23 protein-coding genes are annotated in these 24,372 nt (G+C 66.0%); 3 read left to right on the top strand and 20 right to left on the bottom strand.

The annotated features are described in order from the left end of the window. The first annotated feature begins 6 nt into the window (after window positions 1-6). A complete protein-coding gene (locus PNI01S_RS16120; protein WP_084358601.1) occupies window positions 7-2,091 on the top strand; it encodes an AsmA family protein in 2,085 nt (694 codons plus the stop codon). Between the two features lie 121 nt (window positions 2,092-2,212). On the opposite strand, the gene PNI01S_RS16115 is transcribed toward PNI01S_RS16120, so the two are convergent. From PNI01S_RS16115 to PNI01S_RS16100, 4 genes are all read right to left on the bottom strand, one after another. After that, the gene (locus PNI01S_RS16115; RefSeq protein WP_084358600.1) at window positions 2,213-2,668 is read right to left on the bottom strand and encodes a GyrI-like domain-containing protein; all 456 of its coding nucleotides are present in this window, start codon (window positions 2,666-2,668) and stop codon (window positions 2,213-2,215) included. A 141-nt stretch (window positions 2,669-2,809) separates the two neighbouring features. Further along, entirely contained in the window at window positions 2,810-3,154 is a 345-nt protein-coding gene (gene osmE / locus PNI01S_RS16110) for an osmotically-inducible lipoprotein OsmE (protein WP_017518219.1), read from the bottom strand. Between the two features lie 86 nt (window positions 3,155-3,240). Continuing rightward, window positions 3,241-3,459, bottom strand: a complete 219-nt coding sequence (locus tag PNI01S_RS16105; RefSeq protein WP_024766346.1) for a hypothetical protein — start codon at window positions 3,457-3,459, stop codon at window positions 3,241-3,243. A gap of 72 nt (window positions 3,460-3,531) precedes the next feature. Next, window positions 3,532-4,797, bottom strand: a complete 1,266-nt coding sequence (locus PNI01S_RS16100; RefSeq protein WP_084358599.1) for an Hsp70 family protein — start codon at window positions 4,795-4,797, stop codon at window positions 3,532-3,534. 209 nt (window positions 4,798-5,006) lie between these two features. Here PNI01S_RS16100 and PNI01S_RS16095 point away from each other — a divergent pair, with 209 nt between their 5' ends. Beyond that, window positions 5,007-5,870, top strand: coding sequence for an isocitrate lyase/PEP mutase family protein (locus PNI01S_RS16095; RefSeq protein WP_037011984.1), 864 nt, complete (start codon window positions 5,007-5,009; stop codon window positions 5,868-5,870). Window positions 5,871-5,890: 20 nt separating this feature from the next. Here PNI01S_RS16095 and PNI01S_RS16090 read toward each other — a convergent pair whose 3' ends face one another. Further along, complete coding sequence (locus tag PNI01S_RS16090; protein ID WP_024766348.1) at window positions 5,891-6,535, bottom strand: hypothetical protein; 645 nt, start codon at window positions 6,533-6,535, stop codon at window positions 5,891-5,893. 175 nt (window positions 6,536-6,710) lie between these two features. Here PNI01S_RS16090 and PNI01S_RS16085 point away from each other — a divergent pair, with 175 nt between their 5' ends. Then, window positions 6,711-6,977 (top strand): DksA/TraR family C4-type zinc finger protein, encoded by a 267-nt coding sequence (locus PNI01S_RS16085; RefSeq protein WP_024766349.1) that lies wholly within the window; start codon window positions 6,711-6,713, stop codon window positions 6,975-6,977. 69 nt (window positions 6,978-7,046) lie between these two features. On the opposite strand, the gene PNI01S_RS16080 is transcribed toward PNI01S_RS16085, so the two are convergent. From PNI01S_RS16080 to tspR, 15 genes are all read right to left on the bottom strand, one after another. Then, window positions 7,047-9,212: a GAF domain-containing protein gene (locus tag PNI01S_RS16080; protein ID WP_024766350.1), complete on the bottom strand. Its 2,166-nt coding sequence runs from the start codon at window positions 9,210-9,212 to the stop codon at window positions 7,047-7,049. Then, complete coding sequence (locus tag PNI01S_RS16075; RefSeq protein ID WP_038803382.1) at window positions 9,209-9,814, bottom strand: biliverdin-producing heme oxygenase; 606 nt, start codon at window positions 9,812-9,814, stop codon at window positions 9,209-9,211. Before PNI01S_RS16075 ends, PNI01S_RS16080 begins: the two co-directional genes overlap by 4 nt. A 172-nt stretch (window positions 9,815-9,986) precedes the next feature. Further along, window positions 9,987-12,659, bottom strand: coding sequence for an autotransporter outer membrane beta-barrel domain-containing protein (locus tag PNI01S_RS16070; protein ID WP_084358598.1), 2,673 nt, complete (start codon window positions 12,657-12,659; stop codon window positions 9,987-9,989). 355 nt (window positions 12,660-13,014) lie between these two features. Next, the gene (gene ureC, locus PNI01S_RS16065) at window positions 13,015-14,715 is read right to left on the bottom strand and encodes an urease subunit alpha (RefSeq protein WP_084358597.1); all 1,701 of its coding nucleotides are present in this window, start codon (window positions 14,713-14,715) and stop codon (window positions 13,015-13,017) included. 127 nt (window positions 14,716-14,842) lie between these two features. Then, window positions 14,843-15,148 (bottom strand): urease subunit beta, encoded by a 306-nt coding sequence (locus tag PNI01S_RS16060; RefSeq protein WP_024766353.1) that lies wholly within the window; start codon window positions 15,146-15,148, stop codon window positions 14,843-14,845. After that, the gene (locus PNI01S_RS16055; protein ID WP_084358596.1) at window positions 15,145-15,651 is read right to left on the bottom strand and encodes a GNAT family N-acetyltransferase; all 507 of its coding nucleotides are present in this window, start codon (window positions 15,649-15,651) and stop codon (window positions 15,145-15,147) included. The genes PNI01S_RS16060 and PNI01S_RS16055 overlap by 4 nt, the downstream gene beginning before the upstream one ends. A gap of 82 nt (window positions 15,652-15,733) precedes the next feature. Further along, window positions 15,734-16,036: an urease subunit gamma gene (locus PNI01S_RS16050; RefSeq protein WP_017518207.1), complete on the bottom strand. Its 303-nt coding sequence runs from the start codon at window positions 16,034-16,036 to the stop codon at window positions 15,734-15,736. A 1-nt stretch (window position 16,037) separates the two neighbouring features. Beyond that, on the bottom strand, window positions 16,038-16,871 hold the full coding sequence (locus PNI01S_RS16045; protein WP_024766355.1) for an urease accessory protein UreD: 834 nt from the start codon (window positions 16,869-16,871) through the stop codon (window positions 16,038-16,040). 281 nt (window positions 16,872-17,152) lie between these two features. Then, window positions 17,153-17,608: a GNAT family N-acetyltransferase gene (locus PNI01S_RS16040; protein WP_024766356.1), complete on the bottom strand. Its 456-nt coding sequence runs from the start codon at window positions 17,606-17,608 to the stop codon at window positions 17,153-17,155. 76 nt (window positions 17,609-17,684) lie between these two features. Then, window positions 17,685-18,383 carry an urea ABC transporter ATP-binding subunit UrtE gene (gene urtE, locus PNI01S_RS16035; protein ID WP_024766357.1) on the bottom strand — a complete coding sequence of 233 codons (699 nt, stop codon included), beginning with the start codon at window positions 18,381-18,383 and terminating at the stop codon, window positions 17,685-17,687. A 108-nt stretch (window positions 18,384-18,491) separates the two neighbouring features. Continuing rightward, a complete protein-coding gene (urtD, locus tag PNI01S_RS16030; protein WP_089285837.1) occupies window positions 18,492-19,346 on the bottom strand; it encodes an urea ABC transporter ATP-binding protein UrtD in 855 nt (284 codons plus the stop codon). Continuing rightward, on the bottom strand, window positions 19,343-20,422 hold the full coding sequence (gene urtC, locus PNI01S_RS16025) for an urea ABC transporter permease subunit UrtC (protein WP_024766359.1): 1,080 nt from the start codon (window positions 20,420-20,422) through the stop codon (window positions 19,343-19,345). The genes urtD and urtC overlap by 4 nt, the downstream gene beginning before the upstream one ends. After that, the gene (urtB, locus tag PNI01S_RS16020) at window positions 20,419-22,005 is read right to left on the bottom strand and encodes an urea ABC transporter permease subunit UrtB (protein WP_084358675.1); all 1,587 of its coding nucleotides are present in this window, start codon (window positions 22,003-22,005) and stop codon (window positions 20,419-20,421) included. Before urtB ends, urtC begins: the two co-directional genes overlap by 4 nt. A gap of 177 nt (window positions 22,006-22,182) precedes the next feature. After that, window positions 22,183-23,451 carry an urea ABC transporter substrate-binding protein gene (gene urtA, locus PNI01S_RS16015; RefSeq protein ID WP_038803356.1) on the bottom strand — a complete coding sequence of 423 codons (1,269 nt, stop codon included), beginning with the start codon at window positions 23,449-23,451 and terminating at the stop codon, window positions 22,183-22,185. 238 nt (window positions 23,452-23,689) lie between these two features. Continuing rightward, the gene (gene tspR / locus PNI01S_RS16010; RefSeq protein WP_024766361.1) at window positions 23,690-24,283 is read right to left on the bottom strand and encodes a MarC family protein; all 594 of its coding nucleotides are present in this window, start codon (window positions 24,281-24,283) and stop codon (window positions 23,690-23,692) included. Window positions 24,284-24,372 lie beyond the last annotated feature (89 nt).

Here is a 24,372-nt window from a genome sequence, read left to right as displayed (position 1 = left end):
TCAGGTATGACGCGCGGGAAACGAATCTGCCTCTGGAGCTTCACCGGTTTCATCGCGGTGATAGCCGCGCTGGTGGTGTTCATCGCCACCTTCGACTGGAACCGGGTGAAGCCGACCATCAACGAGAAGGTCTCGGCGGAGCTGGGGCGCCCCTTCGCCATCAATGGCGACCTGCAGGTGTTCTGGCGCACGGAACCTGCGGAGGGCGGCTGGCGCGCCTACGTGCCGTGGCCGCACATCAGCGCGCAGGACATTACCCTGGGCAATCCGGACTGGGCGGCGGGCAAGACGCGCGCGCCGAACTTCGCGAGCCTCGAAAAAGTCGAGTTCCGCCTCGCCCCGCTGCCGCTGTTGTGGCAGACGGTGCGCATCCCGCAGATCGTCCTCACCCGCCCCAGCGCCGACCTGCTGCGCCTGGCCGACGGCCGCGCCACCTGGACCTTCGAGCTGCCGAAGCAGGAAGAAGACCCCAACGCCATGCCCGAGCAAGCCTCCTGGAAGCTGGACATCGGCGAGATCGGCTTCGACAAGGGCAGCGTCACCCTCGATGACCAGAGCCTGAAGACTCGCCTCGAGCTGCTGGTGGATCCGCTCGGCAAGCCGGTGCCCTTCGGCCAGTTGGCGGGCAAGGCGCTGGCCGGTGGCGACAAGGCGGCCACCCAGGACTACGTGTTCGGCTGGAAGCTCAAGGGCCAGTACAAGGGCCTGCCGCTCGCGGGCGCGGGCAAGGTCGGTGGCGTGCTGGCGTTGCAGGATGCGGCCAAGCCGTTCCCGGTGCAGGCCGACGTATCCGCCGGGAGCACCCGCGCGAGCATCGTCGGCACCCTGACCGATCCGCTGAACCTTGGCGCGCTGGATTTGCGCCTGCAACTGGCCGGCACCAGCATGGCCAACCTCTTCCCGCTCACCGGCGTGACCCTGCCCGATACGCCGGCCTACGAGACCGACGGCCGCCTCAAGGCCGAGCTGCACGACTCGGGCGGCGCGCAGTTCCACTACGAGAACTTCAACGGCAAGGTTGGCGACAGCGACCTGCATGGCGACCTCGTGTTCGTCAATCGCCGGCCGCGGCCCAAGCTGTCCGGCAAGCTGCGCTCGGACCAGTTGCGCATGGCCGACCTCGGCCCGCTGATCGGCGCCGACTCGAACCAGGAGAAGCAGGCGCGTGGCCAGAGCACCCGCCAGCCGGCCGACAAGGTATTGCCGGTGGAAGAGTTCCGCACCGACCGCTGGCGCGCCATGGACGCCGACGTGGAGTTCACCGGCAAGCGCATCGTGCACAGTGACAAGCTGCCGATCAGCGACCTCTATACCCACCTGGTGCTCAACGATGGCCTGCTGACCCTGGAGCCGCTGCGCTTCGGCGTGGCCGGCGGAACGCTGGATTCGCATATCCGCCTGGACGGCGGCAAGACGCCGCTGCAGAGCAAGGTCCAGTTGCAGGCGCGCAGCTTCAAGCTCAAGGAGTTGTTCCCCAGCTTCGCGCCGATGCAGTCGAGCTTCGGCGAGCTCAACGGCGACGCGACCATTGCCGGTACCGGCAATTCGGTGGCGACTATCCTGGCCGGCGCCAATGGCGAGATGAAGCTGCTGATCAATGACGGCCGCATCAGCCGCAGCCTGATGGAGATCGCCGGGCTCAACGTGGGCAACTACGTGGTGAACAAGCTGTTCGGCGATGACGAGGTGAAGATCAACTGCGCCGCCGCCGACGTGGGCATTACCAATGGCCTGGCCAAGCCGCGGGTATTCGCCTTCGATACCGAGAACGCCATCATCACGGTGGATGGCACGGCCAACTTCGCCACCGAACAGCTCGACCTGGACATCACGCCGCAGAGCAAGGGCGTGCGCATTTTCTCTCTGCGATCGCCGCTCTATGTGCAGGGCACCTTCAAGAATCCGAAAGCGGGCGTGCATGTGCTGCCGCTGGCGGCGCGTGGCGCAGGGATGGTCGCTCTCGGCGTGGCGGTGGCTCCGGCGGCGGCGCTGCTGGCGCTGATCGCCCCGAGCAAGCAGGACGACAACCAGTGCGCGGCGCTGCTGCAGCAGATGAAGCAGCCGGCGAAGGCACCGACCACACGCAAGTGATCAGGAGGCGCCTGTAGGAGCGAGGGGGACGCCTAGTCCTTGCTCGCGAACCGCCTCGCAGCGGGGCTTGTTCGCGAGCAAGCTCGCTCCTACAAGAAGCAAAATGCGAGCGCGGTGCGTCTCAGTAGATCGGCACGTACAGGTCGGTTTCCGAGGCCGGATCTTCCGGTCCCAGGAAGCGCTCGGTGTAGCGCTCCAGGTCCACGCCCTTCTTCGGCTCCAGGCCGTGACGGGCCAGCAGGCTGGAATAGATGGCCTGGAAGCTGTCGGCGATGGCGGTGACCGGGCCGATGTGGGTGAACACCGCGTACTTCTGCGCGGGAACCTCGTAGCGGGTCATGCCCGCGGGCACGTTCGCGCCGGGCTCCACCGGCAGCCCGGCAATGTAGTGGAACTCGCCGCCCGGCAACTGGCTGCAGACGCCATAGGCGGCTTTATCCTGCGCGCTGGCGCTGACCTCCTTTTCGCGTGGCAGGAAGCGCTGCCACAGCTGGCCAATGCTGTCGCCCGGCGCGCTGCCACGATAATCCATGCCCACCACGTCGAAGGCGGGCAGTTCGATGATGCGGTATTTCATGGTCGGCTCCTCAGGTGGCTGCTGGGATGATAGACGGCCACCGCGTGGCGGGAATATCCCCGCCTGCAGGACTGTGGCGATGTGCCGAACGAAAAAGCCCCCGCCGGCCGGCGGGGGCATGTCGTCATGCCCGGGCGGGCATCACGGCTGGGCGTCGCGCTCGTGTCGGTCGAGCTCGGAGCAGGTCATGAAGCCCGATCCATCGACTCGGCCACTGCCGTCGAAGCTCACGTAGAAGGGCTGTTGCTGCCCGTCCTTGCTGAGGATGTAGCTGTTGCAGCTGCCCGGTTTCATCAGGCGTTTCTGCGTCGACGACGGTGTGCCGCCGATCTTCAGGACTTCTTCCTGGCTCATTCCCTTCTCGACGTTGCGCACCAGCGGCTGGTCGCGGAAGGTGATGTAGTTGACCGGGTTCTGCACCTTGGTGGAAGCGCAGCCCGCCACCGAAGCCAGTACCAACAGCGCCAGCAGTGATCGCTTGTACATGGTGTTCTCCTTGGTTGAGCAATTCACTCGCTCAACTTGGAGCCTAGGCCAGGATCGGGCGTTCAAGAAATCTGCAGGGCAGGCTTTTATTCGGCTTCCTTCAGGGCTTCGTCCAGGCGCTGCTGGTTCTGTACGTTGGCGGCGTCGATCTGCTGTTTGAGCTGCTCGATCTGCTGCTGGGCCTGTTGCGCCTGTTGGGCTTGCAGCTTGGCGGTGGTGGCCGTGGTCGCGGCGGTTTCGCCGAGGCCGCAGGCCGAAAGGGCGGCGCAAAGCATCAGGAGGCTGCTCAGGTGGAAGAGGCGCATGGCGGGCTCCGGCGCGGGGAGGAATGACCGCCACACTAGCGCATGGCGGTCCCGGCGTCAGTGCGCGACCGCTCAGCCGTAGCGCTTCATCGCTTCGATGGCCAGGCCGTTGCCGATCCCGCCGAAGCGATCGCCGTCGACGTGCCGGGCGTTGGGCAGCATGGCCGCCACGCTCTGGCGCAACGCCGGTACGCCGGAGGAACCGCCGGTGAAGAACACCGTGTCCACGCGCGCCGGGTCCACGTCGGCCGAATTGAGCAGGTTGGTGATGCTACCGCGCACGCGCTCCAGCAGCGGGGCGATGGCGCCTTCGAACAGTTCGCGGCTCAGCTCGGCGACCAGCCCCGGCTCGATACGCACCAGGTCGATGTCGCGGCGCTCGGTGTCGGACAGCTCGATCTTGCTGGCTTCCACCTGCATCGCCAGCCAGTGGCCGGCGCGCTGCTCGATCAGCTTGAACAGGCGGTCGATGCCGGTGGCGTCGACGATGTCGTAGCGCATGTTCTGCAGCGCCAGCTGGGACTTCTGCGCGTATACCGCGTTGATGGTGTGCCAGGTAGCCAGGTTGAGGTGGTAGCTGGTCGGCATGAAGGCGTCGCTCTTCATCCTGCTGCCGTAGCCGAACAGCGGCATCACGCCCTGGATGCTCAGTTGCTTGTCGAAATCGGTACCGCCGATATGCACACCGCCGGTGGCGAGGATGTCGCTCTGGCGGTCGGCCACTTCGCGACGCTCGGGCGACAGGCGCACCAGCGAGAAGTCCGAGGTACCGCCGCCGATATCGACGATCAGCACCAGCTCCTCGCGCTCGATGCTGCGCTCGTAGTCGAAGGCCGCGGCGAGAGGTTCGTACTGGAAGGAGACGTCCTTGAAGCCGAGCTTCTGCGCCACGGCGACCAGGGTGTCCTGGGCTTCCTGGTCAGCCTTGGGGTCGTCGTCGACGAAGAACACCGGACGGCCCAGCACGACGGACTCGAACTCGCGCCCGGCGACCGCTTCGGCGCGCTTCTTCAGCTCGCCGATGAACAGCCCCAGCAGGTCCTTGAACGGCATGGCGCTGCCCAGCACGGTGGTCTCGCTTTTCAGCAGTGAGGAACCCAGCAGGCTTTTCAGCGAGCGCATCAGGCGGCCTTCGTAGCCTTCCAGGTATTCGTGCAGGGCCAGGCGGCCGTACACCGGGCGGCGTTCCTCGACGTTGAAGAAGATCACCGAGGGCAGGGTGATCTTGTCGTCTTCCAGGGCGATCAGCGGTTCGGTGTCCGGGCGCCACCAGCCGACGGTGGAGTTGGAGGTGCCGAAGTCGATGCCCAGGGCGCGGGCCGCAGTAGTCGGGAACATGGTGCGCGAGTGTCCGGAGAAAAAACGGCCGCGCAGTGTACGCGAGCGCGGAGGGAAAACCAGGGTATCCGTCGGAAGGCTATGGTGGCAAAGAGGGCTTGGGGAGTAGCTTGTAGTTTTGCTACATTGTATTCCTGTAGTTTTCCTACAAGAGTTTTCGACTATCTGATTTCCGTTCTCCCACCCCGTACAAGCAGTTGGATCCCACCATGCACAGAGCCTCCTTCCACGAATTGCGCAAGGATTTCCGCGCCTTACTGAGTTCTTCAGCCTGCTATCACACCGCATCGGTGTTCGATCCCATGTCGGCGCGCATCGCCGCGGATCTGGGGTTCGAGGTGGGCATCCTGGGCGGTTCTGTAGCTTCACTACAAGTTCTGGCTGCGCCTGACTTCGCGCTGATCACCCTTAGCGAATTCACCGAGCAGGCCACCCGCATCGGTCGCGTCGCCCGTCTGCCGGTGATCGCCGACGCCGACCACGGCTACGGCAACGCGCTGAACACCATGCGCACCATCGTCGAGCTGGAGCGCGCCGGCGTGGCCGCGCTGACCATCGAGGATACGCTGCTGCCGGCGCAATTCGGCCGCAAGTCCACCGACCTGATCCCGGTCGAGGAAGGCGTCGGCAAGATCCGCGCCGCGCTGGAAGCGCGCATCGATTCGGAAATGGCGATCATCGCCCGCACCAACGCCGAGGTGCTGGAAGTGGACGATGTGATCCGCCGCACCCTGGCCTACCAGGCCGCCGGCGCCGACGGCATCTGCATGGTCGGCATCCGCGACTTCGACCACCTGGAAGCCATCTCCCGCCACCTGTCCGTGCCGCTGATGCTGGTGTCCTACGGCAACCCCGAGCTGCGCGACGATGCACGACTGGCCGAGCTGGGCGTGCGCATCGTGGTCGACGGCCACGCCGCCTACTTCGCCGCGATCAAGGCCACCTACGACTGCCTGCGCGAGCAGCGCGGCGTGCATGCCTCCGACCTGACCGCTTCGGAACTGGCGAAGAAGTACACGCTGCCCGAGGAGTACCAGATCTGGGCGCGCGAATACATGGAAGTCAAAGAGTAGGACCGCCTATCCCGCGTCGCTCAACTTCGCGGCAGATGCGCCAGCAGGTATTCGACCTGGGCGTTGAAGGGATAGAGCAGAGTGCCTTCGGGTTTCTCCGCCTTGCGCAGGTAGCTCCAGCGCGAGAGCAGGGAGTCCCGGCTGGCACCGGCGGGTAGTGCCGCCAGGCGTTCGCCGATCAGCTCCTGCAGTTCCCCGATGCGTGTCGCATCGCCCTCGCTTTCCTTCCCCAGCAAACGCCCGTTGGCCCGCCGCGCCTCCAGCAGCGCCAGCTCGCGCAGCTCGTCTTGCAGTCCGTCTGGTGCCGGCTCCCGCGCCAGGATGAAGGTGTCGAACAGCCCGGCCACTTCCCGTGTCTGCAGCAATGCTTGTTGCAGGTCAACGTCCTTCTGCAAGTAAGCCGCACGCACCTTTTCCAGCGTCTGTCGATAGAGTTGCCAGAGGTCCTGCAGGTTGGCGGCATTCTTCTGCTGTGACAGCTGTTGCTCGAAGCTTGGCCCCAGGCTCTCCAGGCGCGTCAGAAAACGTTCGTCGCCGGTCGCGCTGTACAGCAGCAGGTAGCGTTCCATGTCACGCAGGCTGGCATCGACGGCGTCGGCATTGGCGGCGCGCGGCAGAAGGCCGGCGAGAAGAAGGCTGGCGAGTAAGGCGGAGGCGTAGCGCATGGCGGGGTTCCGGCAGACAGAGATCTGCCGATTCTCGGCAGGCTTGCCCGTGCGGAACATCAGACGTATCTGGATTCCCGGCGACGCGCTCGTCGCTTCCTGCGCCATCACCCTTGCAATCCCTTGCAGTGCCCTGCATATCTTCAGTACAGCGAAGATTCCACGGGAGGTCGCCATGGCCAGCGGCTGGGCAAACGACGGAGCGGTTCAGGAGCAGATCGACAGCACCATCGAGGATGCCATTGCACGGGCGCGCAGCCAGTTGCCCAAGGGCGAGAGCCTGACCCATTGCGAGGAGTGCGATGCGCTGATTCCCGAGGCGCGGCGCAAGGCCATTCCCGGCGTGCGGCTGTGCGTCAGCTGCCAGGCCGCGCATGACAAGGAGCAGTCCGCCCACAGCGGCTACAACCGTCGCGGCAGCAAGGACAGCCAGCTGCGCTGAGGCTTTTTCCTCCAATGAGAGCGGCGCCCCGAGGCGCCGTTCTGCATTGTAGGAGCGAGCATTCCGGTATCAGGGGGTTGGCATGAGCGGCACCAGTACGCTGAAGCTGATGATGCCGTCGGCCTGTTCCACTTCGATGCGGCCGCCATGGGCGTTGACGATGGCCTGGGAAATGTACAGGCCGATGCCCAGCCCGCTCTTGTTGCGGCCACGACCGCCGGCATCCTGCTTGAACGGCTCGAAGAGGTTGCCCAGACGCGCCTCGTCCAGTGCTTCGGCCTCGTTGAGGATACTCAGCCGCGCCAGCTCGCCCTGGCGGCGCAGCTCCACCAGCACCGGGCGGCCGGGGCGGCCGTGGTGGCGGGCATTGCTCAACAGGTTGGCGACCACCTGCAGATAACGGTCCGGGTCGACCTGCGCCTGCACGTCTTCCTCGATGGCGGTCTCGATGGACAGGCCCGGATAGGCCACGTCGGTTTCCTGGACGATATCGCGTACCAGCCGCGAGAGCTCGGCGGCTACCGGCTTCACCGTCATTCCCGCACCGCTTTGCAGACGGCTCATCTCGAGAATCTGGCTGATCAGGCGTTCCATGCGGCTGCTGGAGTAGGTGATGTGCTGGCGCAGCTCGGCATTGCGCACGTCGCTGGAGGAAAGCATCGCGGCCGCCATGGAGATGGATTGCAGCGGGTTGCGCAGGTCATGGCCGAGCACGGCGATCAGGCGCTGGCGCATGCGGTCGATCTCCCCGGCGCGGTTCAGGCACAGCTCCACCAGTTCGGTGCGCAGCTTGTCGGCGACGCTCAGATCGATACCGGTCCAGGGCATCGAGCGCCCACGCACCACTTCCTCCCAGGCCTCGAACGAGCCACGCGGGGTCAGGCGCGCGCCGGAGGGGCCGGTCTTGACGATCTTCTCCGGCTTGCCACCCCAGCGGATGCGGTGCACCTGCTCCAGGCGCAGCCAGACGATCCAGCCCGACTCCTGGCGATGGAAACGAATCGCCATGACGCCGCAGTAGCGCGGGTCATGCAGGCCCTCGGGCAGATCCAGGCGGCGGTCGCTGTGGAACAGGTCCAGCTCGTCGTCCTGTTGCAGCTGGGCGACGATGGAAACGGCCAGGTCCTCGAAGTCGCCGCCGATGCTGCTGGCGCGCCCGCCGAGCATCACCACCGCGCCATCGCAGGGCAGCAGGTCGGCGACGTTGGCATCGGGGCGGGCCAGGGCGCTGAGCAGGTCGTCGGAGTCGCGGGTGCGGCGCAGCAGTGCCTGCTGCCGCTCGGAAGCCTGGCGCAGGAGTTCGCTGGTGCGGCTCTGTTCCAGGCGCTCGACCATGGCGCTGCAGACCTGGGAGAACACCTGGAAGGACATGCGGATCGGGTAGGGCACCACCTTCGGGCTCATGTGGTGGCAGGAGAACAGCCCCCACAGGCGCCCGCCGACTACGATGGAAATGCTCATCGAGGCGCGCACGCCCATGTTCGCCAAGTACTCGCAGTGGATCGGCGAGACGCTGCGCAGGGTGCTGAAACTCAGGTCGAACGGCTTGCCGCTGCCGGGGTTCAGCGTGGGGTGCACGGCCACCGGCTGGTAGGCGGCATCGCCGATCAGCCGCACCGGATTCTGCAGGTACAGGCGGCGCGCCTGGGCGGGGATGTCCGATGCCGGGTAGCGCTGGCCGAGATAGCTTTCCAGGTCTTCGCGACGGGATTCGGCGACCACCTCGCCGGACTCGTCTTCGTTGAAGCGGTAGGCCATGACGCGGTCGTAGCCGGTCATCCGCCGCACTTCCTCGGTGACGCTGATCAGCAGGCTCTCGACGTCATTGCGTAGCTGCAGCTGGCTGACCAGGCGCTGGGCGTTGAGGGCGAAGGTGGTGAAGGAGGCGGTCCCGGCAGCGCGCCGTTCGAACTCCAGGTAGCGCACGCCGTCATGGCTGTGGCCGATCACGTCGAAGAAGCGCCGGTTGATCCGTGCCTCCACGCTGTTGACCCAGGGGCCCTGCTCGGCCAGCCCGTCCGCGAGCATCGCCAGCACGCCGGGCCCGACGCAGGCTTCCGCCAGCGGTTCGCCCAGCGGCGGGGCGATACCCAGCAGGGTGCCGAGGTTGTCGCTGAAGCCGAGTACTCGACCCTGCTCGTCGAGTGCGATCAGCGCACCGTGGGGCTGGATCGCGCCGGGCACATGGATGGGTTCGTCCTCGCAGTTGGCGAGGGTGACGTGCTGATCGCTCATGCCTGGCCCGCCCGGTCGGGTGTGGCGTCGATCACCCAGTCGCGGAACGACGTGAAGGCCTGTACGGCCGCCTGTTGCGCAAGGGCGATGTCTTCGGCGGTGCTGACGTGTTCGGCCAGCAGGCGCTGGAAGCTGCCCCAGCGCTCGCCCGTGTGCTCGCCGTAGCCTTGCAGCCAGCGCAGCGGCAGGGGATCGAGGGAGGTCTTGAGGCGCTTGTAGAGTACGCGTCCGCCAAGGGTCGCGCCTTCGGCGACATAGGCGATGCCGAAGGCTTCGGCCAGGCAGCTCGGCTTGGGTACCCAGGGGCAGTCGGCCATGGGCTCTTCGGCGTGGGCGCCGGCCCGCAGGTCGTCTTCCAGCCACCGGCTCTTGCCCCGGCGCAGGGCTGCATCGTCGGCGTCCGGCCAGAGCGGCCAGAGTGCCTGCTCCAGCGGGCGCATCCAGCCGAGAACGCGGGCGGCATGATCGAGGTAGTCGGCGCGGGTCAGCGCGGCAGTCAGCGGCGAGCGACTGTCGAGGTCGGCATGCAGGGCATGGGTGGCTGCGCGCAACGCGGCCAGAGCGGGCGAAATACCCGTGCGGTCGTTTGTCTGCGGAGTCATCGCCGTCATCGCTGGTCCACCTGATTCTTCGAGCAGCAGAGCATAGCAGCCCAGCTGTACGACAGGGCCGACGGATGAAAGCTGATCGAAATGTCAGGTGTTTCCAGGAGGAGGCGAAGTGCAAAAAAAAGGCCGCCACACTCTCGTGCGACGGCCCCCGTTCAGCGTGGGATCAGAAGTTGACCTTCAGCCCCAGCGTCACCGCCTGGTCGCGGTAACCGTTGTCGCCGAACTGCTTGCCCACTTCACCCCAGACGTTGACCCGGCTGTTCACCTTGCTGGTGGCGCCGAGCTTCACTTCGAAGATGTCGCTGGCGCCGTCCATCTCGAACTTGCTGCTGCCCATCTTCGCACCGAAGTCCTTGGAGTTGTGGATCCAGTTGGTCTCCAGGTACGGCTCCACGCCATAGGTGTTGGCGAAGCCGCCTTCCTGGTTGCTGCGCACGGCGGCGCGGGCGCCCAGGCGGGTCATGACATTGCCGTCGCCCTTGCCGGTGACCTTGGTGCCGTTGGCCTCGCGGTGGCTGTCAGCCTTCACGCCCATGTACACCACCTGCGCCTGGGGCTGCACGTAGTAGCTGGCGCTCTCGGTCTTCGCCACTTCGAAGGTCTTGCCGGCCTCGATGGAAGCAGTGATGCCCTTGAGGTCGTAGCTCTCCTTGGCCAACTGGTCGCCTTTCACGTCGGCATCGAATTCGTTGTAGAGAATCCAGCTGTCGACGTACGCACCGTTCTCATCGTCCTTGTTCTCGTACCAGGTGCCATAGACGCCCAGGCTGTAGCCGTCGATCTCGCCGCGCGAGCGGTAGCCGGTGACGCGGGACTTGGTCGTCGAGTTGCCGTTGGCGTAGCCGGCCATCACACCCAGTACCCAGTCGCCGTTGTCGGTCTGCTTGCGGTACAGGTCGCTGCCGATCTGCAGCACGTAGCGGTTGGCTTCGGTCTTGAGCTGGCCGGTGCTGTCTTCCCAGCGGGTCGAGCCATCGACGTTGCGCATCCAGAGCATGGAAGTGACTTCCTTGCCGGTATCCGGATCGACGTAGGTCAGGTTGCCGGTGCGGTCATGCAGACGGTGCAGGAACATGGTGTTGGCCGCCGCGATGTTGGCGGTGTAGCTGCCGCCTTCGGGCTGGCGCACGCGATCCTTGTCGCTGGGCTTCGGCGCTGGGTCCACGGGCCCTGGTTGCTCCGGCGCGGGATCGACCGGATCGGGGTCTTCCGGGGTCGGGTCGACCGGGCCCGGCGGGTCGACTGGCGGCGGATCAACTGGCGGCGGATCAACCGGTGGAGGATCAACCGGCGGCGGGTCAACGGGTGGCGGATCCTCCGGATCGGGATCGTTCGGCTTGTACGAGGTCAGGAACCAGTCGCTGTCCGCACCGGTGGAGCCGACGAAGCTGCCGCCGCGGCGCAGCACGTACTCATAGCCCCCAGCGGTGACGCGGTCGGACTTGAACTCGCCCGCGGAGGTGCCGCCGACGGTGATCATCTCGATCCCCTGTTCGGTTTCGTCGCCCAGCCCGGTGGTGTTGTTGACCGTGACGCGGGTCTCGCCCGAGGTACTGCCGGTGATGGCCAGTTTGTCGGTTTCCGAGGTGTCGTCGCCCAGGTAGGTGTTCATGACCAGATGGCCGCCACCGCTGAAATCGCCATCCACGGTCAGGGTCTTGTAGGTGTATGCGCCGTGTTCGTCGTGGCGGTCATAGACCAGTTGCGCGCCGTTGGTGAGCGTCAGGTTGGTGAGGTTGGAGTTGCCGGTCATGAACCACTGGCTGGTAGCCCCGTCCATGGCGAGGTCGATCACGCCGTCGGTGGCGGTGCTGGTGGTGCCGTTGAGGTAGGAGCCGGCGGCCATTTTCAGGTCGATGACGCCGGTCTTGTCGGCATACAGGGCAACGCCCTTGCGGTTCTGCACGTCACTGGCCGCGCTGCTGTCCAGGCGGTACACCGAGGCTGCCTCGGCGCGAATCAGCGAGTCGGCGCCGGAGGCGTAGAGCGCACGGTTGCCATCGGTGACGGTGACGCTGGTGTCGCCGCCCAGGTAGACCTGGCCGCCACGGTCGCCGTTCTTGTCTGCCGCCGTTTGCGCGTAGATGCCGTATGCGTTGGTTTTCTCGGTGGTAATACTGGTATCGCCGAGGCGGATAACGCCGCCGCGGTTGGCATAGACGGCATGGGCAGAGCTGCCCTTGCTGACGATGGTGCTGCCGTCGCCGAGAATTACTTCGGCGTCGCCCCAGTAGGTATTGGCGGACAGTGAGCGATTGCCTGCATAGACAGCGTAACCCGTTCCGTCGATCGAATTCGCGCCACTTCCGTTGGTGGTGATCTGCGCGCCGGCGCCCAGTTCGATGAGGTTTTTGCCTCCGTTCTTCGAGGTGTTGGCGCGCACACCCATACCCGATCCTTCGGCGGTGATGATGGCGCCGTCGCCGACACGCACTTCGGAGTTGAGCGCGTTCTCGGTCACGTTGATGCCGTCCGCCGAGCTGCCCTTGGTGACAATGTGCAGCTTGTCGATGGAGATCTTGCTCCCACCGTTGTTGGCCTGAATGGCGTCCGACTTGCTGGAGGCCGTGGTGATCGACACATCCTTGAGGGTGTACTTCGAGCTGTTGCCGTAGATGCCGAAACCGGTGGGCGTGAAGGACTGATTCTCGCCAGTGGTATCGATCACGATCTTTTCGTAGGTCGACGTATCGCCAGGGGCCCAGTAGATGCTGGTCGTGCAGTTCAGCGTCGAGCCGTCCACCGAGCAGGAGCCGGCGGCGGCGCCTCCGCTATGGGCAAGCATGCCGGCGGCCAGGGCGACGTGGATGGCCAGCAGAGTTTTCTTGAAGCGCATTGCATTCCTCCTTGCGCCCGCTCACTCGGTGAGCGAATGCGTATTCCGGCGCAAGGAGCCGTTCACTGGCTGAAGAGCGGAAGCTTGGGCTTCCAAGAGCGGATCCTTCCTGCACCGGGAGATGGCGCCTGATCGCGTCAGGCAAGGGGAGGGCAGCACTCCGGACTTCAGAGCCCTGCCCGTCCAGCTGCGTAGGGCGCGCTGGATCAGTGGGCTCATTGTTCAGCTGCGGTTCAGCTGGCCGAATAAGACGAATCTCAATCGGCCATGGGCGGGCGGCGGGATCGGAAAAAGCTTGATTTATCGCAATGAGGAGAACCGGACCGGGCGTTGCGCGCCGGTCCGGTGAAGCGGCTCAGAACAGAAAATAGCGCTGTGCCATCGGCAGCACGTCCGCCGGCTCGCACCACAGCAACTGCCCGTCCGCGCGCACCTGATAGTTCTGCGCATCGACCTCGATGTTCGGCAGGTACGCGTTGTGGATCAGGTCGGTCTTCTGCACGCTGCGGCAGCCGTTCACCACACCGATGGCTTTGCGCAGGCCCAGCTCGTGGTGCACGCCAAGGTCGAACGCCGCCTGGCTGATGAAGGTCAGGCTGGTGGCGTGGCGGCTGCCGGCGTAGCTGGCGAACATCGGCCGGTAGTGCACCGGCTGCGGCGTCGGGATCGAGGCGTTGGCGTCGCCCATCAGGCTTGCGGCGATGGCGCCGCCCTTGAGGATCAGGCTCGGCTTCACGCCGAAGAAAGCCGGGCGCCAGAGCACCAGGTCGGCCAGCTTGCCCACTTCGATGCTGCCCACTTCATGGGCCACGCCGTGGGTGATCGCCGGGTTGATGGTGTACTTGGCGATGTAGCGCTTGGCGCGGAAGTTGTCGTTGCGCGCACCGTCGCCGTCCAGGGCGCCGCGCTGTTTCTTCATCTTGTCGGCGGTCTGCCAGGTACGGGTGATCACTTCGCCGACGCGGCCCATGGCCTGGCTGTCGGAGCTGATCATGCTGAAGGCGCCGAGGTCGTGGAGGATGTCCTCGGCGGCGATGGTCTCGCGGCGGATGCGCGACTCGGCGAAGGCCACGTCCTCGGCGATGCTCGGGTCCAGGTGATGGCAGACCATGAGCATGTCCAGGTGCTCGTCGATGGTATTGCGGGTGAAGGGGCGCGTCGGGTTGGTCGAGCTGGGCAGCACGTTGGCGAAGCCGCAGGCCTTGATGATGTCCGGCGCGTGGCCGCCACCGGCGCCCTCGGTGTGGTAGGTGTGGATGGTGCGGCCCTTGAAGGCCGCCAGGGTGGTTTCGACGAAGCCGGATTCGTTGAGGGTGTCGGTGTGGATCGCCACCTGCACGTCGAGACGGTCGGCCACCGACAGGCAGTTGTCGATGGCCGCCGGGGTGGTGCCCCAGTCCTCGTGCAGCTTCAGGCCGATGGCGCCGGCGCGCACCTGCTCCTCCAGCGGCAGCGGCAGGCTGGCGTTGCCCTTGCCGGTGAAGCCGATGTTCATCGGGAAGGCGTCGGCGGCCTGGAGCATGCGCGCCATGTGCCACGGGCCGGAGGTGCAGGTGGTGGCGTTGGTGCCGGTAGCCGGCCCGGTGCCGCCACCGATCATGGTGGTGACGCCGCTCATCAGTGCCTCTTCGATCTGCTGCGGGCAGATGAAGTGGATGTGCGTGTCGATGCCGCCGGCGGTGAGGATCATGCCCTCGCCGGCGATCACTTCGGTGCTGGCGCCCAGGGCGATGGTCACCCCGGGCTGGATGTCCGGGTTGCCGGCCTTGCCGATGGCGGCGATGCGGCCGTGCTTGAGGCCGACGTCGGCCTTGACGATGCCCCAGTGGTCGATGATCAGCGCGTTGGTGATCACTGTGTCGACGACCTCGGCAGCGCAGCGCTGGCCCTGGCCCATGCCGTCGCGGATGACCTTGCCACCGCCGAACTTCACTTCCTCGCCGTAGACGGTGAAGTCCTTTTCCACTTCGACCCACAGGTCCGTGTCGGCCAGGCGCACGCGGTCGCCGACGGTAGGGCCGAACATGTCGGCGTAGGCTTGCCTGCTGATTTTCATCGGGGCTCCTTGGTCAGTCCCTGCGTTGACTTGGCCCTCATCCCAACCTTCTCCCGGAGGGAGAGGAGGCTGATCGGCGCGCTGCTTTTCGCCCTCTCCCCTGGGAGAGGGCCGGGGTGAGGGGCTGTCAGAGCGCGCCCATCACCCGCCCGGCAAAGCCGTAAACCTTTCTCTCGCCCGCCAGTTCCACCAGTTCCACCTCGCGGCTCTGCCCCGGCTCGAAGCGCACGGCGGTGCCGGCGGGAATGTTCAGGCGCATGCCGCGTGCCGCGTCGCGATCGAATTGCAGCGCGTCGTTGGTCTCGAAGAAGTGGTAGTGCGAGCCGACCTGGATCGGCCGGTCGCCGCTATTGGCCACCGTGAGGGCGAGCGTGCGGCGGCCGGCGTTGAGTTCGATCTCGCCGCTCTGGATATCGTATTCGCCAGGGATCATGGGGCGCTCCTTGGGTCGAGGATCAATTGCATGAAAGTCAGGTCCAGCCAGCGGCCGAACTTCTGTCCCACCTGCGGCATCTGCCCGCTGGTGACGAAGCCCAGCCGCTGGTGCAGGCGGATCGACGCCGTGTTGCCGCTTTCAATGGCGGCGACCATCACGTGCAGGCCCTGGGCGCGGGCGCGCTCGATCAGCGCCCGCATCAGGATCGGGCCGAGGCCCTTGCCGCGCTGGTCGGCGCGCACGTAAACCGAGTGCTCGACCGTCTCGCGGAAGCCGTCGAAGGCTCGCCATGGGCCGTAGCTGGCATAGCCCACCACCTCGCCGCCATCTTCGGCCACCAGCACCGGGAAGCCTTGCTGCGCACGCAGTTCCAGCCAGGCGCGACGGCTCTCCAGGTCGATGGCGACCTCGTTCCAGATGGCGGTGGTGTTGAGCACGGCGTCGTTGTAGATGTCGCGCAGACTGCCGAGGTCGGCTTGGCTGGCGTCGCGGATGAGCATGGTGGTTCCTCTATACGTAGGGCGAATGAAGCGGAACGCTTCATCCGCCATTGTCGCCGCACCCTCGTTCGAGGGCGCGCGATCAGGCGATGGGCTGATGCACGGTGACCAGCTTGGTGCCGTCCGGGAAGGTGGCTTCCACCTGGATCTCCGGGATCATTTCCGGCACGCCTTCCATCACCTGTTCACGGCTGAGCAGCGTGGTGCCGTAGTGCATCAGGTCGGCGACCGTCTGGCCATCCCGCGCGCCTTCGAGCAGCGCGGCGGAGATCAGCGCCACGGCTTCCGGGTAGTTGAGTTTCACCCCGCGGGCGAGGCGACGCTCGGCGACCAGGCCGGCGGTGAAGATCAGCAGCTTGTCCTTCTCGCGAGGGGTCAAATCCATTTCAGGTGCTCCAGATTCGGGGAGGAACGGCCTCGCGGCCGAGCAGAGCCGGCCGCAGCCGACGCCAGAGTTCGATGAGCCAGGCGCGGGCGTGCAGTGCCTCATGGGCGAGGCAGCGGGCGACCACCAGGCCGGGCAGTTGGGTGAGGTTGCCGCGCCCCTGGCAGGGCACGGCGCGGCAGGCTTCGAGCAGCGCCGCATCGATCTGCCCACTGGCGATCAGCGTCGCCATCACCGGGTGGCCGGCGAGGCCGATTGGCGAGTCGAGCAGGCGGTCGTTGCCCGTCACGCGCTGGCGCTCGTGCCACAGGCGCTGGCCGTCGCGGTGGATGTCCAGTGCGGCAGCGAAGTGACCGCTGTCGAAGCGCTCGCCACTGGCGGGGCGGCCGAGGGCGACGACATCCCAGTAGAACAGCCGGGCGTTGGCTTCGAGATCGATACGGGTCGTCAGCTCGGCCTGGGCGCCGGCGTAGGCGATGGTTTCCTGTGGCAGCCATTCCAGCGTGGCACCGGGGGCTACGCGGATACTCAGTTGTTGTTTTGCCACGCAGTTGGCGCGGTACCACTTGGCCGCGCCGGGGCTGGTGAGTTGCGCCCAGCTGTCGTTGCCGGCGCGAATGTCGAGGTTCAGGGTGTCGCCACCGGCGATGCCGCCGGGCGGGTGCACGATGATGTGCTGGCACACCTCCGGGCCTTCGGCATACAGGTGCTTCTGCACCCGCAAAGGGCCAAGATGCCGCCGCCTGACCGGGCGCGTGCAGTCACCGATGCGGGCATAAGCCAGCTCGAGCTCGGCGTGCCAGGCGGGGTGGAAAAGGGTGACCGGTGCGTTCATGGGCTGTTGCTGAAAGAAGGATGCTCAAGACAGAGCAATCAGCGTGCCGGCTGCGCCAGGATAGTGCGTGGCCGCGGCCTCCCCTTGTGCCGCTCGGGTATGGCGCGGGATCGACGGTGGTGCTGCAGACTGTCCACTTGGTCAGGTTCCGGCGCGGTTGCGGTGCGTTGGCGGCAATTGCGCACCATGCTGGTGCGCCAGTGGCGAGGCTGCCCGCCAACAAGGCTCGGGCGAACTTCGGGCGTCCCGGGGGGCGCGATGGTTACCGAGCAAGCTCGTTCCTACACGGAGAGCTGCTTGCGCATGTACACGCGGCGAAAACCGTTCTCGACCTTGCGCGCGTATTCCTGATAGCCGTTCTTCGCGTAAAGTTCGATGTTCTCGGTCATCCGCTCGTTGGTATAGAGGTACAACGACGCGTAGCCCAATTGCGCGGCGGTGACCTCGGCATGGATCAGCAGGGTGCGGCCGATGCCCTGGCCGGCACACTCGGGCAGCACGGCGATGTTGTCGAGCAGGAAGCCTTCGTCGGTCTCGCGCATCACCAGCAGGCCGACGGGGGCGCCGTCCTGCTCGGCAATCAGAACGCGGTCTTCGGCGATGATGGCGTGGTAGTCATCCAGCATCGGCCCCGGCTTGCGGCCGAGCGTGGGTATCCACTGGGCGTAGGCGGCGGCCACGCAGACTGCGGCGAAACCGGCGTCGTCGTTGACGGCGGGGCGCAGGACGAGGGGCATGACAAACTCCGGAAAAACCAGTACGGGGCTCGGCAGCTTGCCATTGGCCGACGCCATTCGCCAGTGACCGGTCGCCTCAGATGGTCACCAACCCGCGCACTCCGTCGCGTTCCATGTCCACTCCGCGCCCCTGCTGGACGATCTCGCCGCGCGACATCACCAGGTACTGGTCGGCCAGTTCGGCGGCGAAGTCGTAGAACTGCTCCACCAGCAGGATGGCCATGTCGCCGCGTTGGGCGAGCTTCTTGATCACTGCGCCAATCTCCTTGATCACCGAGGGTTGGATGCCTTCGGTGGGTTCGTCGAGGATCAACAGGCGCGGCTGGCTGGCCAGCGCGCGGCCGATGGCCAACTGTTGCTGCTGGCCGCCGGAGAGGTCGCCGCCACGGCGCTGCTTCATTTCCCGCAGCACCGGGAACAGCTCGTAGATGGGCTCGGGCACCGATTTGGCTTCGCTGGCGCTGAAGCGCGACAGGCCCATCAGCAGGTTTTCCTCCACCGTCAGGCGCGGGAAGATTTCCCGGCCTTGCGGCACGTAGGCGATGCCGGCATGCACGCGCTGGTGCGGCTTGAAACCGGTGATCGGCTTGCCTTCCCAACTGACCTTGCCTTCCTTGGCGGGCACCAGGCCCATTAGGCAGCGCAGCAGGGTGGTCTTGCCTACGCCGTTGCGCCCGAGCAGGCAGGTGACTTCACCGATCTTCGCGTCGAACGACAGGCCACGCAGGATGTGGCTGCCGCCGTAGTACTGGTGCAGTTTGTCGACTTGCAGCATGGGTGTTTCCTTTGCATTGGGCTGCGGCGCATAACGCTGCGCGTTATGCGCCCTACGGATGGCTTAGGCGTAGGGCGAATGAAGCGGGACGCTTCATCCGCCGTCGTTCTAACGCCCCAGATAAACCTCGATCACCTGCTCGTTCGCCTGCACTTCCTCCAGCGAACCCTCGGCCAGCACATGCCCCTGGTGCAGCACGCTGACGTGGTCGGCGATGCTGCCGACGAAGCCCATGTCGTGCTCCACCACCATCAGCGAATGCTGGCCGGCGAGGGACTTGAACAGCTCGGCGGTGAACTCGGTCTCGGCGTCGGTCATGCCCGCTACCGGCTCGTCGAGCAGCAGCAATTGCGGCTCCTGCACCAGCAGCATGCCGATCTCCAGGAACTGCTTCTGCCCGTGGGAGAGCAGCCCGGCGGGGCGGTTGCGCGATTCGCGCAGGCGGATGGTGGTGAGCACTTCCTCGATGCGGTCCTTCTGCTCGCCGGACAGCTTCGCCTTGAGGCTGGCCCACACCGACTTGTCGGTCTTCTGCGCGAGCTCCAGGTTCTCGAACACCGAGAGCGCCTCGAACACCGTGGGCTTCTGGAACTTGCGGCCGATACCGGCCTGGGCGATTTCCACCTCGCTCCTGCGGGTGAGGTCGAGGGTTTCGCCGAAGTACGCCTTGCCGTTGTCCGGGCGGGTCTTGCCGGTGATCACGTCCATCAGCGTGGTCTTGCCCGCGCCGTTGGGGCCGATGATGCAACGCAGTTCGCCGACACCGATGTACAGCGTGAGATCGCGCAGGGCGCGGAAGCCATCGAAGCTGACGTTGATGTCTTCCAGGGTCAGGATGGTGCCGTGGCGCACGTCCAGCTGGCCGCTGGCGCTCGAACCGAGGCCGATGGCATCGCGGCTGGCGCCGGGGTCGCGGTTGGGATCGTAGGCTGGCTCCAGCATCAGGTGGGGGACCGCTCTCATTGCTCTTTCTCCCGCTTGATCAGGCCGAGGATGCCGCGCGGCAGGTACAGGGTGACGACGATGAACAGCGCGCCGAGGAAGAACAGCCAATACTCGGGGAAGGCCACGGTGAACCAGCTCTTCGCGCCGTTGACCACGCCGGCGCCCAGCAGCGGGCCGATCAGTGTGCCGCGGCCGCCGAGGGCGACCCACACGGCGGCTTCGATGGAGTTGGTCGGCGACATTTCGCTGGGGTTGATGATGCCCACCAGCGGCACGAACAGTGCGCCGGCCAGGCCGCAGATCACCGCGGAGAGGGTCCAGACGAACAGCTTGTAGCCGCGCGGGTCATAGCCGCAGAACATCAGGCGGTTCTCCGCGTCGCGCAGGGCGGTGAGTACCCGGCCGAACTTGCTGCGCGCCAGGGCGAATCCCACGGCGAGGCTCGCCGCCAGCAGCACGACGATGGCGATGAACAGCGCCACCCGCGTACCCGGCGCGGTGATGGAAAAGCCGAGGATGCTGCGGAAATTGGTGAAGCCGTTGTTGCCGCCAAAGCCGGTCTCGTTGCGGAAGAACAGCAGCATGCCGGCGAAGGTCAGCGCCTGGGTCATGATCGAGAAGTACACGCCCTTGATCCGCGAGCGGAAGGCGAAGAAGCCGAACACCAGGGCCAGCAGGCCGGGCGCCAGCACCACCAGGCACAGTGCCCAGAGGAAGTGCTGGGTGCCGGCCCAGTACCAGGGCAGCTCTGTCCAGGAGAGGAAGGTCATGAATGCCGGCAACTGGTCGCCGGCCGCCTCGCGCATCAGGTACATGCCCATGGCGTAGCCGCCCAGGGCGAAGAACAGCCCGTGGCCCAGCGACAGCAGGCCGGCGTAGCCCCAGACCAGGTCCAGCGCCAGCGCGACGATGGCGTAGCAGAGGATCTTGCCGGTCAGCGTCAGCCCATAGGCGGACAGGTACAGTGCGCTGCTTTCCGGCAGCAGGTGCAGCAGCGGCAGGATCAGCAGTGCGATGAGGACGGTGCCGACCAGGCTGGCAGTGAGTTTCGGGCCGGCCTTTTGCGCGGCCGTCACGGTGAGTGGCTGGTTCAATCGATGACCCTCCCTTTCAGAGCGAAGAGCCCTTGCGGACGTTTCTGGATGAACAGGATGATCAGCGCAAGGATCAGGATCTTGCCCAGCACCGCGCCGATCTGCGGTTCGAGGATCTTGTTCGCCACGCCCAGGCCGAAGGCGGCGAACACGCTGCCGGCGAGCTGGCCGACACCGCCGAGTACCACCACCAGGAAGGAGTCGATGATGTAGCTCTGGCCCAGGTCCGGGCCGACGTTGCCGACCTGCGACAGCGCCACGCCGCCCAAGCCGGCGATGCCCGAGCCCAGGCCGAAGGCGAGCATGTCCACGCGGCCGGTGGGCACGCCGCAGCAGGCGGCCATGTTGCGGTTCTGGGTGACGGCGCGAACGTTCAGGCCCAGCCGTGTGCGGTTGAGCAGCAGCCAGGTGAGCGCCAGCACGAACAGCGCGAAGCCGATGATGACGATACGGTTCCACGGCAGCACGAGGTTGGGCAGCACCTGAATGCCGCCGGATAGCCACGCTGGGTTGGCCACCTCGACGTTCTGCGCGCCGAACAGCACGCGCACCAGTTGGATCAGCACCAGGCTGATACCCCAGGTGGCGAGCAGGGTTTCCAGCGGGCGGCCGTAGAGATGGCGGATCACCGTGCGCTCCAGGGCCATGCCGATGCAGGCGGTGACCAGGAAGGCCACCGGCAGGGCCAGCAGCGGATACAGCTCCAGCAGGCCGGGAGCGAAGCGCTGGCAGAGCAACTGCACCACGTAAGTGGAGTAGGCGCCGAGCATCAGCATTTCACCGTGGGCCATGTTGATCACCCCGAGCAGGCCATAGGTAATCGCCAGGCCCAGGGCGGCGAGCAGCAGGATCGAGCCCAGCGACAGGCCGCTGAAGGCTTGGCCGAACAGATCGCCCATCAGCAACCGGCGCTTGACCTGGCCGAGGCTGGTGGCGGCGGCGGTGCGCACCGACTCGTCGGGTTCGACCGCGGGGTCGAGGAGGTTTTCCAGGCGGGTGCGCGCCTGCGGATCGCCGGATTCGCCGAGCAGGCGTACGGCGGACAGGCGTACCGCTGGCGCTGGGTCGGCCAGCTGCAGGTTGGCCAGGGCCAGTTGCAGCGCGGCCTTGACGCCGTCGTCGGACTCTTCGTTGAGGCGGTATTCGAGGAGCGTGCGTTGCGCGGGACGGGCGCTTTTCTGCAACTGCCGTGCGGCTTCCAGGCGCACCTCGGCGTTGTCGGCCACCAGTTGGTGGCTGGCCATCGCGGTGTTCACCAGGCCACGCAGACGGTTGTTCAAGCGCAGTTTGTCGGGCTCGCCCACCGGTCCCGCGCCACCCTCGGCGGCGTGGTACTGCTGGTCGTCGCCCAGGAGGAAGGCGCGGCTCTGCGTGTCGAGGGCCAGTCGACCGGACTGGATGGCTTCCAACAGGGGCAGGCGATCGGCGTCGGGCGCGGCGGCCCATTGCTCGAGCAGTTTGGCGCGGGCGTCGTTGTCGGCGCTGGCAAAATCCTGCGCGGGACCGGCGAAGGCGAGCTGCGGTAGCAGCGCGGCCAGCGCCAGGGCGCAGAGGCGGAGCAGGTGGAGAAGGGCAGTGGGCATCTTCATATCCCGGCACACAGGAGTCTGGGATTCCCTCACCCCGGCCCTCTCCCGGGGGGAGAGGGGGAAGAGCGGAGCCGGAGTGCGGGCTGACAATCCGCGCCGTCCGGTCCCCTCTCCCTCCGGAGCGGGGCGCGCAGCTAGGGTTAGGGTGAGGGGCTCTCGCTCCCCGGAGGATCAGTTACTACGCACCGCGTAATCCGGCTTCTTGTCGTTGCCCGGAATGAACGGGCTCCACGGCTGTGCGCGGATCGGCTCGGGGGTTTTCCAGACCACGTTGAACTGCCCGTTGTCCTCGATCTCGCCGATCATCACCGGCTTGTGCAGGTGGTGGTTGGTCTTGTCCATGGTCAGGGTGAAGCCCGACGGCGCCTTGAAGGTCTGGCCGCCCATGGCTTCGCGGACCTTGTCCACGTCGGTGCTGCCGGCCTTCTGCACGGCTTGCGCCCACATGTGGATGCCGACATAGGTGGCCTCCATCGGGTCGTTGGTCACGGCGGTGCTGTAGTTGGGCAGGTTCTTGGCCTTGGCGTAGGCCTTCCAGTCGGCGACGAACTTGGTGTTTTCCGGGTTCTTCACCGACTCGAAGTAGTTCCACGCGGCGAGGTTGCCCACCAGCGGCTTGGTGTCGATGCCGCGCAGTTCTTCCTCGCCCACGGAGAAGGCCACCACCGGTACTTCGGTGGCTTCCAGACCCTGGTTGGCCAGTTCCTTGTAGAAGGGCACGTTGGAGTCGCCGTTGACGGTGGAGATCACCGCGGTTTTGCCGCCGGCGGAGAACTTCTTGATGTCGGCGACGATGGTCTGGTAATCGCTGTGGCCGAACGGCGTGTAGACCTCCTGGATGTCCTTGTCGGCTACGCCCTTGCTGTGCAGGAAGGCGCGCAGGATCTTGTTGGTGGTGCGCGGATAGACGTAGTCGGTGCCCAGCAGGAAGAAGCGCTTGGCGCTGCCGCCGTCCTCGCTCATCAGGTACTCCACCGCCGGGATGGCCTGCTGGTTCGGCGCGGCACCGGTGTAGAAGACGTTGGGCGACATTTCCTCACCCTCGTACTGCACCGGGTAGAACAGCAGGCCGTTGAGTTCCTCGAACACCGGCAGCACGGACTTGCGCGACACGCTGGTCCAGCAGCCGAAGACCACCGCGACCTTGTCCTGGGTCAGCAGCTGGCGCGCCTTTTCGGCGAACAGCGGCCAGTTGGAGGCCGGGTCGACCACCACCGCTTCGAGCTGCTTGCCGTTCACCCCGCCCTTGGCGTTGATCTCGTCGATGGTCATCAGCGCCATGTCCTTGAGCGAGGTCTCGGAGATCGCCATGGTGCCGGACAGCGAGTGCAGGATGCCGACCTTGATGGTCTCGGCAGCCTGGGTGCTGAACGGGAACAGACCGGTGAGCAGCAGGGCGCTCATGGCCAGCGTACTTTGCAACAGCGGACGACGTTTCATCGCGGCAGCCTCCTTGGCTATCCAGGGGCGGGGAGTTGCCGCCGGCGGCAGCTTCCCCGGAAATGGGGCGATCCTTGAGTGGGATCGAAGCTGCCATCGCAGCATCCGTGCCAAACAGGCAAAAGCCTCGGCGCAGATGGGGCGAGCGCGATTTTCTGTCGTATTGGTGAGGTTTTTCAGTGCGCAGCTTTGGTGCGCCAAGCGCCAAATGGTGCGCGGCGCTCCCCAAAGGGGCGCGTCATTGCGGGATGAAGTAGCCGCGCACGCCGGTCATGATGATCTGCGCGGCGAGGGCGCAGACGAACAGCCCCATCAGGCGGCTGACGATCATCAGGCCCTGCTCGCCCAGGACCTTTTCGATCTTGTCGGAGAGGTAGAGCGTGACGCCCACGGTCAGGCAGGCCAGGAAGATTGCCGCCAGGGCCAGCAGTTTGTGCTCCCAGTCCTGGTTCACGCCCATCACCAGCAGCGCACCGATGGTGCCGGGGCCGACGGTGATGGGGATGGTCAGCGGGACGATGGTCACATCCTGCTGCACATTGTCCGCCTGCACCGCCGAGCGCCCTTGCGCCATGCCCAGGGCGGAGATGAACAGCACGGAACCGGCGCCGATGCGGAAGGCGTCGGCGGTGATGCCGAAGAGCGTGAAGATGTAGCGGCCGAACAGGTACAGCAGCACGCTGGCGATCAGCGCCGCCAGGGCCACGCGCCAGGCCATGCGCTTGCGGTCGCGCGGGGCGAAGCCGCGGTTCAGGCTGATGAAGCAGGAGAGCACGAAGAAGGGGCTATAGAGCACCAGCATCTTCAGGTACACGCTGAACATCACTTGCATGGGAACGACTCGTCCGGATTGAGAGGGCGCGGCTGGGCAAAGCATAGCGGGTGGGACGATGCGCGGCATTGCGGCGGGGCAATTGAAAC

Origin of the sequence: Pseudomonas nitroreducens NBRC 12694, assembly GCF_002091755.1 — a bacterium.
In the GTDB taxonomy this organism is placed as follows: Bacteria; Pseudomonadota; Gammaproteobacteria; order Pseudomonadales; family Pseudomonadaceae; genus Pseudomonas; species Pseudomonas nitroreducens.
The sequence above is the reverse complement of the archived record's forward strand: the minus strand, read 5'-3'. Positions and strand labels throughout refer to the sequence as shown.

Coding starts and splice junctions, on each gene's coding strand:
- PNI01S_RS16070 (WP_084358598.1), bottom strand. CDS start 12,659: ATGCGCTTCAAGAAAACTCTGCTGGCCATCCACGTCGCCCTGGCCGCC.
- PNI01S_RS16120 (WP_084358601.1), top strand. CDS start 7: ATGACGCGCGGGAAACGAATCTGCCTCTGGAGCTTCACCGGTTTCATC.
- PNI01S_RS16115 (WP_084358600.1), bottom strand. CDS start 2,668: ATGAAATACCGCATCATCGAACTGCCCGCCTTCGACGTGGTGGGCATG.
- PNI01S_RS16075 (WP_038803382.1), bottom strand. CDS start 9,814: ATGACTCCGCAGACAAACGACCGCACGGGTATTTCGCCCGCTCTGGCC.
- PNI01S_RS16045 (WP_024766355.1), bottom strand. CDS start 16,871: ATGAACGCACCGGTCACCCTTTTCCACCCCGCCTGGCACGCCGAGCTC.
- PNI01S_RS16090 (WP_024766348.1), bottom strand. CDS start 6,535: ATGCGCTACGCCTCCGCCTTACTCGCCAGCCTTCTTCTCGCCGGCCTT.
- PNI01S_RS16105 (WP_024766346.1), bottom strand. CDS start 3,459: ATGCGCCTCTTCCACCTGAGCAGCCTCCTGATGCTTTGCGCCGCCCTT.
- ureC (WP_084358597.1), bottom strand. CDS start 14,715: ATGAAAATCAGCAGGCAAGCCTACGCCGACATGTTCGGCCCTACCGTC.
- urtE (WP_024766357.1), bottom strand. CDS start 18,383: ATGCTGCAAGTCGACAAACTGCACCAGTACTACGGCGGCAGCCACATC.
- tspR (WP_024766361.1), bottom strand. CDS start 24,283: ATGCAAGTGATGTTCAGCGTGTACCTGAAGATGCTGGTGCTCTATAGC.
- PNI01S_RS16100 (WP_084358599.1), bottom strand. CDS start 4,797: ATGTTCCCGACTACTGCGGCCCGCGCCCTGGGCATCGACTTCGGCACC.
- urtD (WP_089285837.1), bottom strand. CDS start 19,346: ATGAGAGCGGTCCCCCACCTGATGCTGGAGCCAGCCTACGATCCCAAC.
- PNI01S_RS16095 (WP_037011984.1), top strand. CDS start 5,007: ATGCACAGAGCCTCCTTCCACGAATTGCGCAAGGATTTCCGCGCCTTA.
- urtA (WP_038803356.1), bottom strand. CDS start 23,451: ATGAAACGTCGTCCGCTGTTGCAAAGTACGCTGGCCATGAGCGCCCTG.
- PNI01S_RS16040 (WP_024766356.1), bottom strand. CDS start 17,608: ATGCCCCTCGTCCTGCGCCCCGCCGTCAACGACGACGCCGGTTTCGCC.
- PNI01S_RS16080 (WP_024766350.1), bottom strand. CDS start 9,212: ATGAGCGATCAGCACGTCACCCTCGCCAACTGCGAGGACGAACCCATC.
- PNI01S_RS16085 (WP_024766349.1), top strand. CDS start 6,711: ATGGCCAGCGGCTGGGCAAACGACGGAGCGGTTCAGGAGCAGATCGAC.
- PNI01S_RS16060 (WP_024766353.1), bottom strand. CDS start 15,148: ATGATCCCTGGCGAATACGATATCCAGAGCGGCGAGATCGAACTCAAC.
- PNI01S_RS16050 (WP_017518207.1), bottom strand. CDS start 16,036: ATGGATTTGACCCCTCGCGAGAAGGACAAGCTGCTGATCTTCACCGCC.
- osmE (WP_017518219.1), bottom strand. CDS start 3,154: ATGTACAAGCGATCACTGCTGGCGCTGTTGGTACTGGCTTCGGTGGCG.
- PNI01S_RS16055 (WP_084358596.1), bottom strand. CDS start 15,651: ATGCTCATCCGCGACGCCAGCCAAGCCGACCTCGGCAGTCTGCGCGAC.
- urtB (WP_084358675.1), bottom strand. CDS start 22,005: ATGCCCACTGCCCTTCTCCACCTGCTCCGCCTCTGCGCCCTGGCGCTG.